This is a genomic window from Actinomadura sp. K4S16, from assembly GCF_008327685.1.
Taxonomy (GTDB): Bacteria; Actinomycetota; Actinomycetes; order Streptosporangiales; family Streptosporangiaceae; genus Spirillospora.
The window spans coordinates 109,925-123,245 of record NZ_BDDE01000017.1 but is presented as its reverse complement, the minus strand read 5'-3'; the positions used below and the strand labels follow the sequence as shown (position 1 = coordinate 123,245).

14 protein-coding genes are annotated in these 13,321 nt (G+C 72.1%); 7 read left to right on the top strand and 7 right to left on the bottom strand.

Annotated elements, in window-relative coordinates; genetic code table 11:
* The first annotated feature begins 17 nt into the window (after positions 1–17).
* Positions 18–917, top strand: coding sequence for a LysR family transcriptional regulator (locus K4S16_RS26630; protein ID WP_149261770.1), 900 nt, complete (start codon positions 18–20; stop codon positions 915–917).
* Positions 918–1,081: 164 nt separating this feature from the next.
* Positions 1,082–1,624, top strand: a complete 543-nt coding sequence (locus tag K4S16_RS26625) for a hemerythrin domain-containing protein (protein WP_200842138.1) — start codon at positions 1,082–1,084, stop codon at positions 1,622–1,624.
* Between the two features lie 35 nt (positions 1,625–1,659).
* On the opposite strand, the gene K4S16_RS26620 is transcribed toward K4S16_RS26625, so the two are convergent.
* The 5 genes from K4S16_RS26620 to K4S16_RS26600 all read right to left on the bottom strand — a co-directional run bounded on the left by K4S16_RS26620 (position 1,660) and on the right by K4S16_RS26600 (position 7,694).
* Complete coding sequence (locus tag K4S16_RS26620; protein WP_149261769.1) at positions 1,660–2,559, bottom strand: carbamate kinase; 900 nt, start codon at positions 2,557–2,559, stop codon at positions 1,660–1,662.
* The gene (gene argF, locus K4S16_RS26615) at positions 2,556–3,494 is read right to left on the bottom strand and encodes an ornithine carbamoyltransferase (RefSeq protein ID WP_149261768.1); all 939 of its coding nucleotides are present in this window, start codon (positions 3,492–3,494) and stop codon (positions 2,556–2,558) included. The genes K4S16_RS26620 and argF overlap by 4 nt, the downstream gene beginning before the upstream one ends.
* Positions 3,491–4,705 carry an arginine deiminase gene (locus K4S16_RS26610; protein ID WP_149262041.1) on the bottom strand — a complete coding sequence of 405 codons (1,215 nt, stop codon included), beginning with the start codon at positions 4,703–4,705 and terminating at the stop codon, positions 3,491–3,493. The genes argF and K4S16_RS26610 overlap by 4 nt, the downstream gene beginning before the upstream one ends.
* A gap of 20 nt (positions 4,706–4,725) precedes the next feature.
* Positions 4,726–6,051 (bottom strand): amino acid permease, encoded by a 1,326-nt coding sequence (locus K4S16_RS26605; RefSeq protein ID WP_200842137.1) that lies wholly within the window; start codon positions 6,049–6,051, stop codon positions 4,726–4,728.
* A gap of 191 nt (positions 6,052–6,242) precedes the next feature.
* Positions 6,243–7,694, bottom strand: a complete 1,452-nt coding sequence (locus K4S16_RS26600; protein WP_200842136.1) for a serine/threonine-protein kinase — start codon at positions 7,692–7,694, stop codon at positions 6,243–6,245.
* A gap of 507 nt (positions 7,695–8,201) precedes the next feature.
* Between K4S16_RS26600 and K4S16_RS26595 the strand changes: the two genes are divergently transcribed.
* Positions 8,202–8,768 carry a hypothetical protein gene (locus K4S16_RS26595; protein ID WP_200842135.1) on the top strand — a complete coding sequence of 189 codons (567 nt, stop codon included), beginning with the start codon at positions 8,202–8,204 and terminating at the stop codon, positions 8,766–8,768.
* Between the two features lie 131 nt (positions 8,769–8,899).
* On the opposite strand, the gene K4S16_RS26590 is transcribed toward K4S16_RS26595, so the two are convergent.
* On the bottom strand, positions 8,900–9,388 hold the full coding sequence (locus tag K4S16_RS26590) for a MarR family winged helix-turn-helix transcriptional regulator (protein ID WP_149261766.1): 489 nt from the start codon (positions 9,386–9,388) through the stop codon (positions 8,900–8,902).
* A gap of 30 nt (positions 9,389–9,418) precedes the next feature.
* Here K4S16_RS26590 and K4S16_RS26585 point away from each other — a divergent pair, with 30 nt between their 5' ends.
* The 3 genes from K4S16_RS26585 to msrA all read left to right on the top strand — a co-directional run bounded on the left by K4S16_RS26585 (position 9,419) and on the right by msrA (position 11,669).
* The gene (locus K4S16_RS26585) at positions 9,419–10,492 is read left to right on the top strand and encodes a bifunctional NAD(P)H-dependent oxidoreductase/GNAT family N-acetyltransferase (RefSeq protein ID WP_149261765.1); all 1,074 of its coding nucleotides are present in this window, start codon (positions 9,419–9,421) and stop codon (positions 10,490–10,492) included.
* A gap of 122 nt (positions 10,493–10,614) precedes the next feature.
* The gene (locus tag K4S16_RS26580) at positions 10,615–10,914 is read left to right on the top strand and encodes a hypothetical protein (protein ID WP_149261764.1); all 300 of its coding nucleotides are present in this window, start codon (positions 10,615–10,617) and stop codon (positions 10,912–10,914) included.
* A gap of 245 nt (positions 10,915–11,159) precedes the next feature.
* Positions 11,160–11,669 (top strand): peptide-methionine (S)-S-oxide reductase MsrA, encoded by a 510-nt coding sequence (gene msrA, locus K4S16_RS26575; protein WP_149261763.1) that lies wholly within the window; start codon positions 11,160–11,162, stop codon positions 11,667–11,669.
* 154 nt (positions 11,670–11,823) lie between these two features.
* Here the strand turns inward: msrA and K4S16_RS26570 are convergent, their stop codons facing one another.
* Complete coding sequence (locus K4S16_RS26570) at positions 11,824–12,357, bottom strand: YbhB/YbcL family Raf kinase inhibitor-like protein (RefSeq protein ID WP_149261762.1); 534 nt, start codon at positions 12,355–12,357, stop codon at positions 11,824–11,826.
* Positions 12,358–12,513: 156 nt separating this feature from the next.
* Between K4S16_RS26570 and K4S16_RS26565 the strand changes: the two genes are divergently transcribed.
* A complete protein-coding gene (locus K4S16_RS26565; protein ID WP_149261761.1) occupies positions 12,514–13,209 on the top strand; it encodes a GntR family transcriptional regulator in 696 nt (231 codons plus the stop codon).
* The last annotated feature ends 112 nt before the right edge of the window (positions 13,210–13,321 follow it).

Sequence of the window (13,321 nt, the reverse complement as noted above, 5' to 3'; positions counted from 1 at the left end):
ATGCCTTGGAGGTATGGATGGATCTGCGCTTGCTGGGCTATGTGGTGGCGATCGCCGAAGAGGGGTCCATCAGCGGAGCCGCCCGCCGGCTGCGGCTGACCCAGCCGAACCTGAGTCGGCAGCTCCGCGAACTGGAACGGCGCTTGGGGGCCGAGCTGTTCGTCCGCGCCGGCCGCGGACTCGTCCCGACCGCCGCCGGGGATGCGCTGCTCCGGCGGGCCGTGCGCATGCTGGCCGATGCCGAGGCCGCCCTGCACGACGTCCGGCTGGCCGCCGAGGGCAAGACCGGCCGCCTGACGGTGGGGTTCGCCGGATCGGGCATCAACGGCGCGCTGGGGGACGCCCTCGGGCGGCTGCGGGCGGAACTTCCCGACGTCGACCTGTCCCTGGTGGAGCTGTTCGACGACACCGAGATGTCGGCCGGAATCCTGGACGGAAGCCTCGACGTGGCGGTGCAGCGGCTGCCGGTCCACGACGCCCGTCTCGCCACCCGGGTCTGGGCGCGCGAGCCGCTGACCCTCTTCCTGCCGTCCGGGCACCCCCTCGCCAGGACGACCGGTGAGCCGGTGCCGGTGTCCGTGCTCGGGGAGATCCCCCTGGTGCTGTGGCCGCGCGAATCCGCGCCCCGCGCGCATGACGAGATCACCGCGGTGTGCCACCGCGCCGGTGTCGTGCCGCGCGTCGGCGCGCGGGGCCGGACCGTCCAGACCATCCTCGCGCTGGTCGCCGCCGGCTTCGGTGCGGCCGTGATGGCCGACTCCTATCGCGTGCTGCACCGGGAGGGCGTGACACCGCGACGGCTCGCGGGCACCGCCACCACCTTGCACCTGGTCTGGCGGGCCGGGGACGCCGATCCGCTCCTCGCGCGTTTCATGGCCGCCCTGAACACCGTGAAGGCCCGGTACCGCGCGGAGTGACCCCACGGTGCGACGGCCGCGCCATGGTCGGGTGTCGGGAGGGCCACCCGGAAGATCCCTGGCGCCTGCGGCTTGGGCGAGTCCGAGGGATCTGCGGTGCCGTGGATTCAGGAGGATGCCCGGACGGGACCAATGGCCCTGCCCGGGGCCATGAAGGTCCGCCGATGCTGGGAGGGAGAACGATGTGCCGGCGGTCGAGAACCGGCACCGCGGCGGGAGGCGGGCAGGGCGTCATGTGCGAGTACTGCGGATGTCAGGCCATCGATTCGATCGGGCGGCTGACCGATGAGCACGAACTCGTGGTCGACCTGATCGGCGAGGTGCGCTCCGCCCACCGAGCCGGCGACCGGGACCTGATGAGCGCTCTCGCCGGCCGGATCGCCGCGGTCCTCGGTCCGCACACCGCCGTCGAGGAGCAGGGGCTGTTCCCCGCGATGGCCGGCGACTTCCCCGACCACATCGATGCGCTCGTCCACGAGCACCGTCTCGTCGAGGCGGCGCTCTCCGAGGCGGCCCAAGCGGTGGAGCCGGGCGGGGAGGAGCGGCTGCTGGACGCCCTGCACGTCCTGCGACAGCACATCCTCACGGAACAGGACGGTGTCTTCCCCGCCGCGCTGGCGAATCTCGCCACCGCGCAGTGGGAGGCGATCGAAGCGATCCGGGACCGGGTCGGTTCGGCGCTCCCCGGGCGGCCGAGCGCGGCCTGACCGCCGAACGCCACGCCGCTGGCGCGGTCTGGGGCTCATGGCGCCTCGACTCTGGTGCCCGCCTCACCGGCGAGCAGGGCGGGCGCGTCGGCGAGCGAGCCGATGACCGCCACGGCGCCGGGACGCTGCTCGGCGAACCGGCAGGCCGCTTCCGCCTTCGGCCCCATGGAGCCGCTCGGGAGGTCCATCGCGCGGAGCCGGGACGGCGTGATGAGTCCGACGGGACGGGCGTCCGCGGTGCCATAGCCGGCTATCACCGCGGGGACGTCGGTGAGCAGCATCAGCGTGTCCGCCTTCAGGTGCGCGGCGAGGAGCGCGGCCGTGAGGTCCTTGTCGACCACCGCTTCTACACCGTGGTGGTCCGGGTCGACCGGGACGCCCCCGCCGCCGGCCGCGATCACCACGCAGCCGTCGTCGACGAGCCGCCGCATGGACGCGAGTTCCACGATGCCGCGCGGTTCGGGGGAGGGGACGACCCTCCGCCACATGCGGCCGTCCGGGCGCATCGCCCACCCCCTGGCGTCCCGCAGCCGCCGCGCCTCGGCCGGCGGGTAGCCGCGGCCGATGAACTTGGTCGGATCGCGGAAGGCGGGGTCGGCCGGGTCGACCAGGGTCTCGGTCAGCAGGGCGACGACCTCCCGGTGGGGGAGGACGCGGCGGAGCTCGCGGATCAGCCAGTAGCCGATCATGCCCTGGGTCGCGGCGCCGAGGGCGTCGAGCGGGTAGGGCGCGGCGAGCTCGGGGTCGGCGGCGCTCTCGATCGCCAGCAGCCCCACCTGCGGGCCGTTCCCGTGCGTCACGATCAGGTCGTTGCCGTCCGCGAGGGCCGCGAGGCCGCGGACGGCCTCGCGGACGTGCGCGATCTGGACGGCGGCGTCCAGGGGCTCCCCGCGCCGCAGCAGCGCGTTGCCGCCGAGTGCGGCGACGATCCTCATCGCCGTCCCTCCAACTGGTCGGTCAGGAGGGCGTAGAGGACGGCCTGGGTTGCCGGGAGCCGGTTGGCGGCCTGCCTGAAGGCCAGCGACCGTCCGCCGTCGATGACGGCCGCGGTGACCTCCTCCCCGCGATGGGCGGGAAGGCAGTGCATGAACACGGCGTCCTCACCGGCGCCGTTCATGAGGTCCTGGTCGACCTGGTACGCGGCGAACACGGAACGGCGGCGCGCGCGTTCGTCCTCGGAATCCCCCATGGACAGCCAGACGTCGGTGTAGACGACGCTTGCGCCCCTGACGGCCCCGGCGGGGTCATGCGTCACCGCGATGCTTCCGCCGCGCCGTTCGGCTTCGGCCCTCGCGGACGCGAGGACCTCCTCTCGGGGCAGGTAGCCGTCCGGGGCCGCGATGGCCATCTCCATGCCGGCGACCGCCGCGGCCTCCATCAGGCTGCGGGCGACGTTGTTGCCGCCGTCGCCGACGTAGGCGACGCGGTGGCCGCGCAGCTCGCCGAAGTGCTCCTTGACGGTCAGCAGGTCGGCGACGGCCTGCAGCGGATGGTGGCCGTCGGTCAGCGCGTTGACCACCGGTATCGGGGCGGCGGCCGCCAGCTCCTCGACGTCGGCGTCGGCGAAGGTGCGGATGACGATCGCGGCGGCGTAGGAGCCCATGACCCGGGCGGTGTCGGCGATGGTCTCGCCGCGCCGCAGCTGCAGCTCGTCCGGCCCGACGGTGACGGGCGCGCCGCCGAGCCGCGCGACCGCCGCCGCGGTGGACAGGCGGGTCCGGGTGGACGGCTTGGCGAAGTACATCGGCACGATGCGGCCGGCCAGCAGGTCGTGAGCCGCGCCCGGTTCGTCCTGGAACCCGGTGGCCAGCTTCAGCAGCAGGGCCAGGTCGTCGGCGCTGAGGTCGTCGGCGCGGAGCAGGTCTTTCATGGGGTCACCTCGTCGCGGAGCAGGGGGCAGGACATGCAGCGGGGGCCGCCCCGGCCGCGGCCGAGTTCGCTGCCGGGGATGGTGACGACCTCGATGCCGTGGTGGCGGAGCATGGTGTTGGTGGTGACGTTGCGCTCGTAGGCGACGACGACGCCCGGTTCGAGGGCCAGGACGTTGTCGCCGTCGTCCCACTGCTCGCGCTCGGCGGCGCGGACGTCCTGCTCGGCGGTCAGGACGCGGACGCGCGGCAGGTCGAGGGCTCGGGCGATCGCGGGGAACAGCGCCTCGTTCTCGTGCACGAGGACCTCGGCGGCCCGTCCGGGCGTGAGCGTGTAGGACCGCAGCGGCGGCAGCCCGCGGTAGACGGTGAAGGCGTCCCGGTCGACCATGGTCATCACGGTGTCGAGGTGCATGAACGCCCGCCGCCGGGGCAGCTGGGCGGCGATGACGCGGTGCGCCGCGCCCGCGGCGAACAGCCGCTGGGCGAGCAGCTCGATGGCCTGCGGCGTCGTCCGCTCGCTCATGCCGACCAGGACCAGGCCCTTGCCGAGGACGTGGATGTCGCCGCCTTCGAGCGTGGGGAGGGCGAAGCCGGCGCCCGGATACCAGACCGGCGGGTGCTGCTCGGCGAACATCGGGTGGTACCGGTAGATCGCGTCCAGATGGAGGGTCTCGCGGCGTCGGGCGGGCTTGGCCATCGGATGCAGGGTGACGCCGCCGTACACCCAGGCCGACGGGTCGCGGGTGAACAGGTGGTTGGGCAGCGGCGGCAGGACGAAGTCGCCGTCGTCGAGCGAGGCCAGCAGCAGGCTGTGGACGGCCAGGCCCGTCTCCGCCTTCGTCAGCCCGCCGATGAGGTGCCGGGCGAGGGAGTCGGGGTCGAGCCCGTCCAGCGCGGCCCGGACGGGACCGGCCAGCGTCGGCCCGAGCACGGTCTCGAACGCGGTGTGGTCCAGCACGTGCGCCCGCGCCTGGTCGTTCTTGAGGGTCTCGGCCAGCAGTTCGGCGAGGTAGAGCACCTGGACGCCGCGCTCGCGCAGCGTGTCGGCGAACACGTCGTGCTCCTGCCGGGCGCGCTTGGCCCACAGCACCTCGTCGAAGAGCAGGTCGTCCTTGTTGGCCGGGGTGAGCCGGAGCAGTTCCAGGTCGGGGCGGTGCAGCAGCACCTGCCGCAGCCGCCCGACCTCGGAGGAAACGGTGAACACGGAGATCTTTCCTTTCGAGCGGCGGTTCAGGCGGCCTTGGCGGGCGGTTCGGGCCGGCTCGCGACGGCCTCGAGCGGGGTGCGGGCGTCGCGGTACTTGAGCCACGCGTAGACGGGGAACCCGGCGAAGACCAGCAGCGTGCCCTTGAAGACGACCTCCTGGCCGGCGCCGGAGATCGCCCACACCGAGTAGCCGAACGCCAGCAGCGCGATCACCGCGTCGCGGGCGAGCCGGCGTCCGGAGAACGCGGTGTGGTCGGTCGCGAGCAGCACCAGCTCGGCGGCCGCCGCGTAGGCGTAGGGGATGACGGTGGTGAGGGTGGCGAGCAGGATCACGAACGTGAACTGGTCGACGAGGCTCGCGTTGTAGTTCATCGCCATCAGCGCCGTCACCAGCACGCTGGAGATCACCAGGCCGCCGACCGGGGTGCCGCCGCGTCCGGTGCGGGCGAAGACCCGGGGGAACAGGCCGTCGCGCGCGGCGGCGAACGGCACCTGGCCCTGCAGCAGGATCCAGCCGTTCAGCGCACCGAACGCGCTGATCGCGGCGCCCGCGGCGACGAGGTCGGCGGCCCATCCGCCGAACGCGGCGTCGGCGGCGTCGGCGAACGGCGCGGTCGAGGTCGCCAGCGCGGCGGCGGGCACCAGGCCGAGGACGGCGACGGTGCCGAGGATGTAGATCAGCGCGGTGACGGCGGTGCCGGCGACGGTGGCCCTCGGGATGTTCTTCTCGGGGTTCTCGACGTCCTCGGCAGGGACGGTGGCCGACTCCAGGCCGATGAACGCCCACAGCGTCAGCGCCGCCGCGGCGGTGACCGCCGAGAAGGCGCCCTCGCCGCTGGCGTTGAACGGCCCGAAGTTGGCGGACTTGATGAAGAACAGCCCGCCGACCGCGATCAGCAGCAGCGGCGCCAGCTTCAGCACGGTCGTCACGACCTGGACCGCGCCGCCCTGCCGGACGCCGTAGGCGTTCACGGCGGTCAGCAGCCAGATCACCGCGATCCCCACCGCGGCCGCCAGGACCCTGTCGGTGGCCAGCGCGTGCCAGAAGTGGGCCAGGTAGCCGACGAACGCCACCGCGATCGCCGCGTTCCCCGCCCAGACCGCGATCCAGTAGCCCCAGGCCGTCTGGAATCCGACGAAGTCGCCGAAGGCCCGCCGCGCGTAGGCGTAGGGCCCGCCCGTCCGCGGGTAGGCGCGGGCCAGGCGGGCGAACACCAGCGCCAGCAGCACGGCGCCCGCGCTGGTGAACACCCAGGCGATCAGGCTGATGGGGCCGTACTCGGCCAGCGAGCTGGGCAGCAGGAAGACGCCCGAGCCGATCATGTTGCCCACGACGAGTGCGGAGGCCATCCAGAAACCCAGTCTTCGGCGGGGGGATTGCGTGCCCATGAGCGTCTCCTCGATCAGCGGCCTGCGTGCCGCGACACTCAGTCGATCACCGGCGTCCCGCCCGGTCGCCGGTCGTCGGTCCCGCAAAACCCCGGACCAAGGTCCCGCCCCGTGAAGACGTTCGTCCGGCGGTCACCGCACCGCGCCGGTGTTCAGTCCCGGGTCGCGAGCACGAGGGAAACGATGCTGAGGCCGATGACCAGCAGTGTCAGGAGCGCCGCGAGGTACCACCCGAATCCCATGGAGACCTTGGTGTGACTGCTCGCCAGGTGGACCAGCGTTGGAGGCAGCACCTTCGCGTTCGGGATCGCGGGCTTCTTGATCTGAGGCAGGACGGCCGCGATGGCCAGCATGAGCAGGCCGACCAGCGCCGGCGCCGCAGCGGTCGCCGCAAGCCGGCCCTTGGACCGGACGCCGCCGAGGACGCCGAGCGCGGCTGCCGCCGCCGCGCACAGCAGCATCCCCCAGCCCCAGGCCGAACCGAGTCCGGAGGAGGTGGTCGGCGGGATGTGGGGGAGGCCCGCCCCGGAGACGGTCACCGTCTGCCAGGGCAGCAGCACCGTGGCCATCAGCAGTGCCGCTGCGCCAGCGATGAGGAACCCCGGCCAACGGCCGATGTGTCTGCTCGAGCGCGACACGTACGGCGGCGGTGGCTGCCACGGAGCCTGATGCGCTGGAGGCCCCTGCGGTGGTGGCGCGATGTTGGGCGCTGGTCCGGGAACCGGCCCGGGCGGATCGCCGGGCGAGCCCTGCCCGCCGGCCGGCGCGGGAGCGAACCCGGCCTGCTGGGACGCGAGCGCGTTCAGCATCTCCAGCGCCTGGTCAAGCCCCATCCGTTCGGCCGCGTTCTTGCGCATGAGGCCGTGGATGACCGGTGCGAGGGGACCGGCGTGGGGAGCGGGAGCCGGTTCTTCGGTCGCGACGGCGACGAAGACGGCTCCGGGGCTGGTGCCCGAAAAGGGCGGACGGCCTTCCACCGCGGTGTGCAGTGTCGCCCCCAGCGACCACAGGTCGGACTCGGCGCCGGCGGGCAGGCCGCGGACCTGCTCCGGGGACATGTACGCAGGGGTCCCCAGGAGTGCGCCCGAACGCGTCAGGGTCGCGTCGCCCTCGACGGCGGCGATACCGAAGTCGGTCAGGACGACCCGGTCGCCCTCCAACAGGACGTTGGCGGGCTTGATGTCGCGATGGACGATGCCCGCCCGGTGGGCCGCGCGCAACGCGTCCAGCACCCGCGCGCCGAGCGCGGCGGCACGGTCCGGTGAGAGAGGGCCGTGCTCGGCGAGCACATCGGCCAAGGACGGACCGGGCACCAGTTCCATGATGATCCACGGCTGCCCGTCGCCGGTGGTGACCAGGTCGTGCACGGTGACGATGCCGGGGTGCCGGAGCCGGGCCGCCGCACGCGCCTCCCGATCGAGCCGGGCCGTCCACGCGCGGCGCTGCTCGGCGTCCAGGCCCTCGGGCAGCCGCAGCTCCTTGACCGCGACCCGGCGGCCGAGCCGCTCGTCGTACGCGCGCCATACCGTGCCCATACCGCCGCGTCCCAGCGGATCCATGAGCCGGTACCGACCCAGCAGCATTCGCCCGAGGTCCTCAGCCACGCCAGGACCGTAGCCCACCGACCGCACGCCCTGTCAAACAAACACTTCTGTATGACTAGGCGACCTGCGGGTGACGAAGCCCTCCGACCCGCCGGTCGGTGATGTGTCGCGCGGGAGGAGCCCTTCGCCGCTTAGGCAGCGATCCGAGATGTGTGGTGAACGGCAAGCCGCTGCTCCGCACCCTTTCCGCGGTTCCTCCCGCGCATCACTTATAAGACCGCCTTGGCCGATGCCCGACCCAGGGCCGAAAGTCCCTCATTGCGCCGCGCCTCCACCTGACGGACGCCACTGGCCGCGGATGGACGCGTGGAGCTGGGCTCCGGACGACGCGGCTGGAGGGCGTCCCAGCGGTCGGCCACCCCGCTGCGTGCATTCTGGTCTCCGTGCTCATTGTGGGACGAAGGTCCCTTAAAGGGTGGGGCGAATGCACCTATGGGGGGTGGTTCGGGGTGCGTTGAATGATCAGTGACAAGAGTTCGGGGTTCGACGGGAAGGGTGGGGACGACAATGGCTGTCTCCGAGCACAGGATCAGCGGGCGCCGGGCTCTGGTGAGTCTGAAGGTGGTGGCGGCCAGGCCGATCACCGAGTCGCCGGCCGCGCGGTATGTGTGGGCAGTGGCCCGGATCGCGCTGGGGTGGGTGTTCTTCTGGGCGTTCCTGGACAAGGCGTTCGGGCTGGGGCATGAGACCCCTGCGGGCAAGGGGTGGATCGACGGCGGCAGCCCCACCGAGGGGTTCCTGGCCCACGCCCCCAAGGGCCCGCTGGCCGGGTTCTACAACGATCTGGCAGGGCTCGCCTGGGCGGACTGGCTGTTCATGCTCGGCCTGGCGGGGATCGGCGCGGCGCTGATGCTGGGGATCGGGATGCGTCTCGCGGCCGGTGCCGGGGCGGCGCTGCTGGTCATGATGTGGGCGGCGGTTCTGCCTCCGGAGAACAACCCGTTCATGGACGACCACCTGGTCTACGCCCTGCTGGCTGTGGGTCTGGCTCTGGTCAGCGCCGGCGACACTCTGGGCCTGGGCCGCTGGTGGGCCGGCACCCCGCTGGTTCGCCGCCTCCCCTTCCTCAAGTAGCCACACCAAGACAAAGAGGGGCGCTCGCCACGGTGAGCGCCCTTCTTCGCGTTTTCGCGTGAACGCGAAGGCACAGCAGCCAAACAAGACCGACCCCACGGAAAGCGGGACAGCACGCGACAGCGGCGGTGTCAGGTCTGGGGTGGCCGGGGTGCCTCGTCTGGGGGCTCCACCTTTCTGGCGATGTGCTCAAGGGCCGTCAGGTCTTCCGGTGCGAGGCGGTCGATGAAGTGGTGGCGCACCGATCGCAGGTGCGCGGGCGCGGCGTCCACCAGAGTGTCCAGGCCGTGTTCGGTGAGGACGAGGAGGCAGCCCCTCCCGTCGTCCGGGTCGGGCGCGCGCCGGATGAGGCCGCGCGCCTCCATGCGGGTGGCGTGCCGGGAGAGGCGGCTGCGCGACCAGCCCATCTTCGCGGCCTGCCCGTGCAGGGTGCCGGCGTGGTCCGGCCGTTCCGACAGCGTGCTGAGCACCTCGTAGTCGGGTTCGGAGAGGCCGACCTGGGAGAGGTCGCGCGCGGTGCCGGTCTGGACGGCGATCATCATGCGGCGAAAGGCCCGCCACGCCCGCTCCTCGTCCGGGGTCAGCCAGCGCACCGACCCGTCCGACGGATTCTTTGACATGTAAACAACCTATCGTCTAGATTCATTTACATGTCAACGAAACAGGTACGCGTCCTCGTGCTGGTGTGCAGCACCCGGCCCGGCGCCCTCGGCCCCGCGGTGGGGGCATGGCTGACCGAGACCATCACTCCCCGCGCCGCCGAACTCGGCGCCGAGCTGGTGCCGGTGGCCCTCGCCGACCTCGGTCTCCCGTTCCTCGACGAGGAGGAGCATCCGTCGTCGGGCGTGTACCGCAACGAGCACACGCGAAGGTGGAGCGCGATCGTGGACGCGGCGGACGGCGTCATCGTCGTGACGCCGGAGTACAACTACGGGATGCCGGCGTCCCTGAAGAACGCACTGGACTACCTCTCCCGCGAGTGGGCGTGGAAGCCGGTCGGTTTCGTCAGCTACGGCAACACCTCGGCGGGCACGAGGTCAGTGCAGCACGCCAAGCAGGTGGTGACCACGCTGCGCCTGGTGCCGCTCGGGGCCACGGTCGCTCTCCGCATCGCCGACGCCGTGCAGGACGGGGAAGTGCGGCCCGCCCCCGCTGCCGGCATGGCCGCGATCGATGTCCTCGACGAACTGGTCCGGGTCGCGCACGCGCTCAGGCCGATGCGCGAGCAGGCGCGGCCCGAGTCGGTGGCCGGGCCCGAACCGGGGTCCTACCTGCGGCGGTTGACGCCGGACGACGCCCCCGAGGTGACCGTCCTGCAGCGGTGCTGCTGGGTGGACGAGGCCCTTGCCAACGACCCCGGCACCGTCCCGGCGCTGCACGAGTCCGTGGAGCAGGTGCGTGAGTGGCTCGCCGACTGGGACGCGGTCGGACTGTGGCGGGACGGCCGCCTCCTCGGCATGGTGCGGACCCGCCGCGTCGAAGCCGAATGGCACGTGGGGCGGCTCGGCGTCTCCCCCGACCTGCGGGGGCGCGGCCTCGGACGCTGGCTGCTCCGTACGGCGGAGGCCGTCGCCGACCCCGCCTGCCGCCGCATCGTGCTGTCCACTGGAGCGGGCAGCCGGAACAACATCGCGCTCTACCGGAGCGAGGGATACGACCCGGCCCCGCTCCCCGGCGAGGACGGCACCATCCGCCTCACCAAGGAGCCCGTCCGCACCGGCTGAGCGGCATTCGAGCCTGGAGTCGTCTCGCACCGGACCGTCGCCTGCGCCACCAGTGCGGCCACACCTGCGTAGAGTGGCTGCAAGGGTGTGGCCACACCCTTGCAGCGAGAGGTGCCGGCCCCATGAGGCTCGAACTCACCAACTACGAAGCCCTGCACGGCTGGGGCGTCGTCAACAACAGTGCCGACTGGCATGCTCAGCGCAACCGCAAGCCTCCCGCGGCCGAACAGGCCGTCGGGGACATCCTCTTCACGGCTTACGACTGCCGGACCAACACCACGACCACGGTGGACCTCAGCGACGACGAGCGCGCGAGCCTCGCCGAACTGGTCAGCGAACACATCGCGGAGTGGGTGAAGCGCGGCCAGGAGAACGCTGCGACCCCCCACCTGCGCTCGCTGGTCGCGAAGCTGGGCGGCTGACATCCCTACACCGGGCAGTCCGCAGCGCAAGTTCCGCCTCGCCGACGATGCCCTGTGGGCCGAGTACGACCAGGCGTGCCGTGACGTCAACGGCAGCGCGGACCGCAGTGACGACATCCGCAAACACGTCGAGGCCGTCGTCGCCGAATGGAAGAAGCGACGCGAGGCTAGGTGAGCGGCGCGGAATAGCGCCGAGGCGATGACCGCTGTAGTCATCGACAAAGGAGACGAGGGGGACGAGGAACATGGCAACCGAGAGGGCCCTGCTCGCGGGCGGCTGCTTCTGGGGGATGGAGGAGCTGTTCCGCCGGCAGCCCGGAGTGGTCTCCACGCGCGTCGGCTACAGCGGCGGCGACGTGCCCAACGCCACCTACCGCAACCACGGGTCCCACGCCGAGACCATCGAGGTCGTCTACGACACCGGCCAGACCGACTTCCGGGCGCTGCTGGAGTTCTTCTTCCAGATCCACGACCCCACGACCGTGAACCGGCAGGGCAACGACATCGGCACGAGCTACCGCTCCGCGATCTTCTACACCTCGGAGGAGCAGCGGAAGGTCGCCGAGGACACCATCGCCGACGTCGACGCGTCCGGCCTGTGGCCGGGCGAGGTCGTCACCGAGGTGACCGCCGCCGGCGACTTCTGGGAAGCCGAGCCCGAGCACCAGGACTACCTGCAGAAGTACCCGAACGGCTACACCTGCCACTTCCCCCGCCCCGGCTGGAAGCTGCCCAAGCGGACCGCCGAAGCCTGACACAGCGGACGGCGCGAGCATCAGCACGCGCCGTCCCCGCGCTGTGCCGGCGACTACGACAACGTTGAACCGCCTGCGGCTGCCCCGTGCCTCGATGTGGTGAGGGTGGCTCTCGACCACTCTCGCGGTCGAGAGCCACCCTCACTGCCGTTCATCAGGCGGCGGTCTCGGCGGTGGCAATCAGGACCGCGCGGCCGAGGATGTGGCCGGTCATGGTGAAGCCGAGGAGGGCGGGGGTGGCGTCGGCCGGGACGCCGATCGAGGCGACGTCGAGGGCGTGCACCACGACGAAGTAGCGGTGCGGGCCGTGCCCGACCGGAGGGGCGGCACCGATGTAGCGGGCCGCCCGGGCGTCGTTGGGCAACTGGAAGGCGGCTTCGGGCAGAGCGGAGCCGGTGTCGTCGCCAGCGCCCTCGGGCAGTTCGGTGACTTCGGCGGGGATGTCGGCGACCGCCCAGTGCCAGAACCCGGACCCGGTCGGGGCGTCGGGGTCGTAGACGGTGACGGCGTAGCTCTTGGTCCCTTCCGGGGCACCGCTCCAGGACAGCTGCGGTGAGAGGTCCTTACCGCCGGGGACGCCCGAGGAGAACTGCTCGGGCGGCCAGACGCCACCGTCGGCGACGGTGGTGCTGGTCACGGAGAAGGACGCCGCCTCGGGGAGGCGGGCGAAGGGGTCGTTGGCGCTCATGTCGCGTCGTTCCTTTCGAATCGTGACGACGGGCGGCGGCGATGCGGTCGACGACGGCCGGCAGCACGCGGCTGCGACGCCGCCGCCGTCCGTCCGCTGTGAATCGGCCATAACACTAATAATCGATTATCTTTCGAATCGTCTATGCTGGCGTCCATGAGTCAGCCGCTCCACACCTCGCCGCCGTCGGGGAAGCAGATGCTCTCCGAGCAGGTCCACGCGCACCTGCGGGATGCGATCATGCATGGCCGACACGCCCCCGGGGCCGCCCTCAAACCGCAGGACCTGGCCAAACAGCAGGGCGTGAGCCTGGCGGTCGTGCGCGAGGCGCTCGTGCGGCTGGTCGGCGAGGGGCTGGCCGAGCGGCTGCCCAACCGCGGCTTCGCCGTCCCGGCCTTCTCCGACCTCCGCTGGCAGCAGATCGCGGAGGCCCGCCGGACGATCGAGCCGGTCATGCTGCGCATGTCCATCGAGCGCGGGGACGTGGACTGGGAGGCCCGCCTACGCGCCGCCCATCACCGGCTGGCCCGCACCCCGACGCACGTGCCGGACGAGGGCGAGTACTACAGCGATGCCTGGGCCGAAGCCCACCGGGACTTCCACCGCACCCTGCTGGACGGGTGCGGCAACCCCGTCCTGCTGGAGACCTTCGACCGGCTGTGGACCGCGAGCGAACTGGCCCGCCGCCTGTCGGCGCTCCGCGCTCCCGGCCGGGATGCCGTCGGCGAGCACCGCCGGCTGGAGGAGGCGGCACTGGCCCGCGACGCCGACACAGCGACCGAGGTCCTGACCCGGCACCTCACCCTGACCGCCGCCGGGCTGACCGACCACAACGACGCCGCGCCCACCTGACGGGGTCGCGGACCACTGACATCCGGTCATGGACGGTCCAGGCTGACGGCTGACCCCCACGCCGTGATCCTGGGCGGCCCTGGCCGGGTGCCCCGCATCGTGGGCAAGGCCT

Excerpts from the sequence above, each read along its gene's own strand:
- K4S16_RS26565 (WP_149261761.1), top strand. The coding sequence starts at position 12,514 with ATGAGTCAGCCGCTCCACACCTCGCCGCCGTCGGGGAAGCAGATGCTC.
- K4S16_RS26585 (WP_149261765.1), top strand. The coding sequence starts at position 9,419 with ATGTCAACGAAACAGGTACGCGTCCTCGTGCTGGTGTGCAGCACCCGG.
- msrA (WP_149261763.1), top strand. The coding sequence starts at position 11,160 with ATGGCAACCGAGAGGGCCCTGCTCGCGGGCGGCTGCTTCTGGGGGATG.
- argF (WP_149261768.1), bottom strand. The coding sequence starts at position 3,494 with ATGAAAGACCTGCTCCGCGCCGACGACCTCAGCGCCGACGACCTGGCC.
- K4S16_RS26590 (WP_149261766.1), bottom strand. The coding sequence starts at position 9,388 with ATGTCAAAGAATCCGTCGGACGGGTCGGTGCGCTGGCTGACCCCGGAC.
- K4S16_RS26570 (WP_149261762.1), bottom strand. The coding sequence starts at position 12,357 with ATGAGCGCCAACGACCCCTTCGCCCGCCTCCCCGAGGCGGCGTCCTTC.
- K4S16_RS26580 (WP_149261764.1), top strand. The coding sequence starts at position 10,615 with ATGAGGCTCGAACTCACCAACTACGAAGCCCTGCACGGCTGGGGCGTC.
- K4S16_RS26595 (WP_200842135.1), top strand. The coding sequence starts at position 8,202 with ATGGCTGTCTCCGAGCACAGGATCAGCGGGCGCCGGGCTCTGGTGAGT.
- K4S16_RS26630 (WP_149261770.1), top strand. The coding sequence starts at position 18 with ATGGATCTGCGCTTGCTGGGCTATGTGGTGGCGATCGCCGAAGAGGGG.
- K4S16_RS26620 (WP_149261769.1), bottom strand. The coding sequence starts at position 2,559 with ATGAGGATCGTCGCCGCACTCGGCGGCAACGCGCTGCTGCGGCGCGGG.
- K4S16_RS26605 (WP_200842137.1), bottom strand. The coding sequence starts at position 6,051 with ATGGCCTCCGCACTCGTCGTGGGCAACATGATCGGCTCGGGCGTCTTC.
- K4S16_RS26625 (WP_200842138.1), top strand. The coding sequence starts at position 1,082 with ATGCTGGGAGGGAGAACGATGTGCCGGCGGTCGAGAACCGGCACCGCG.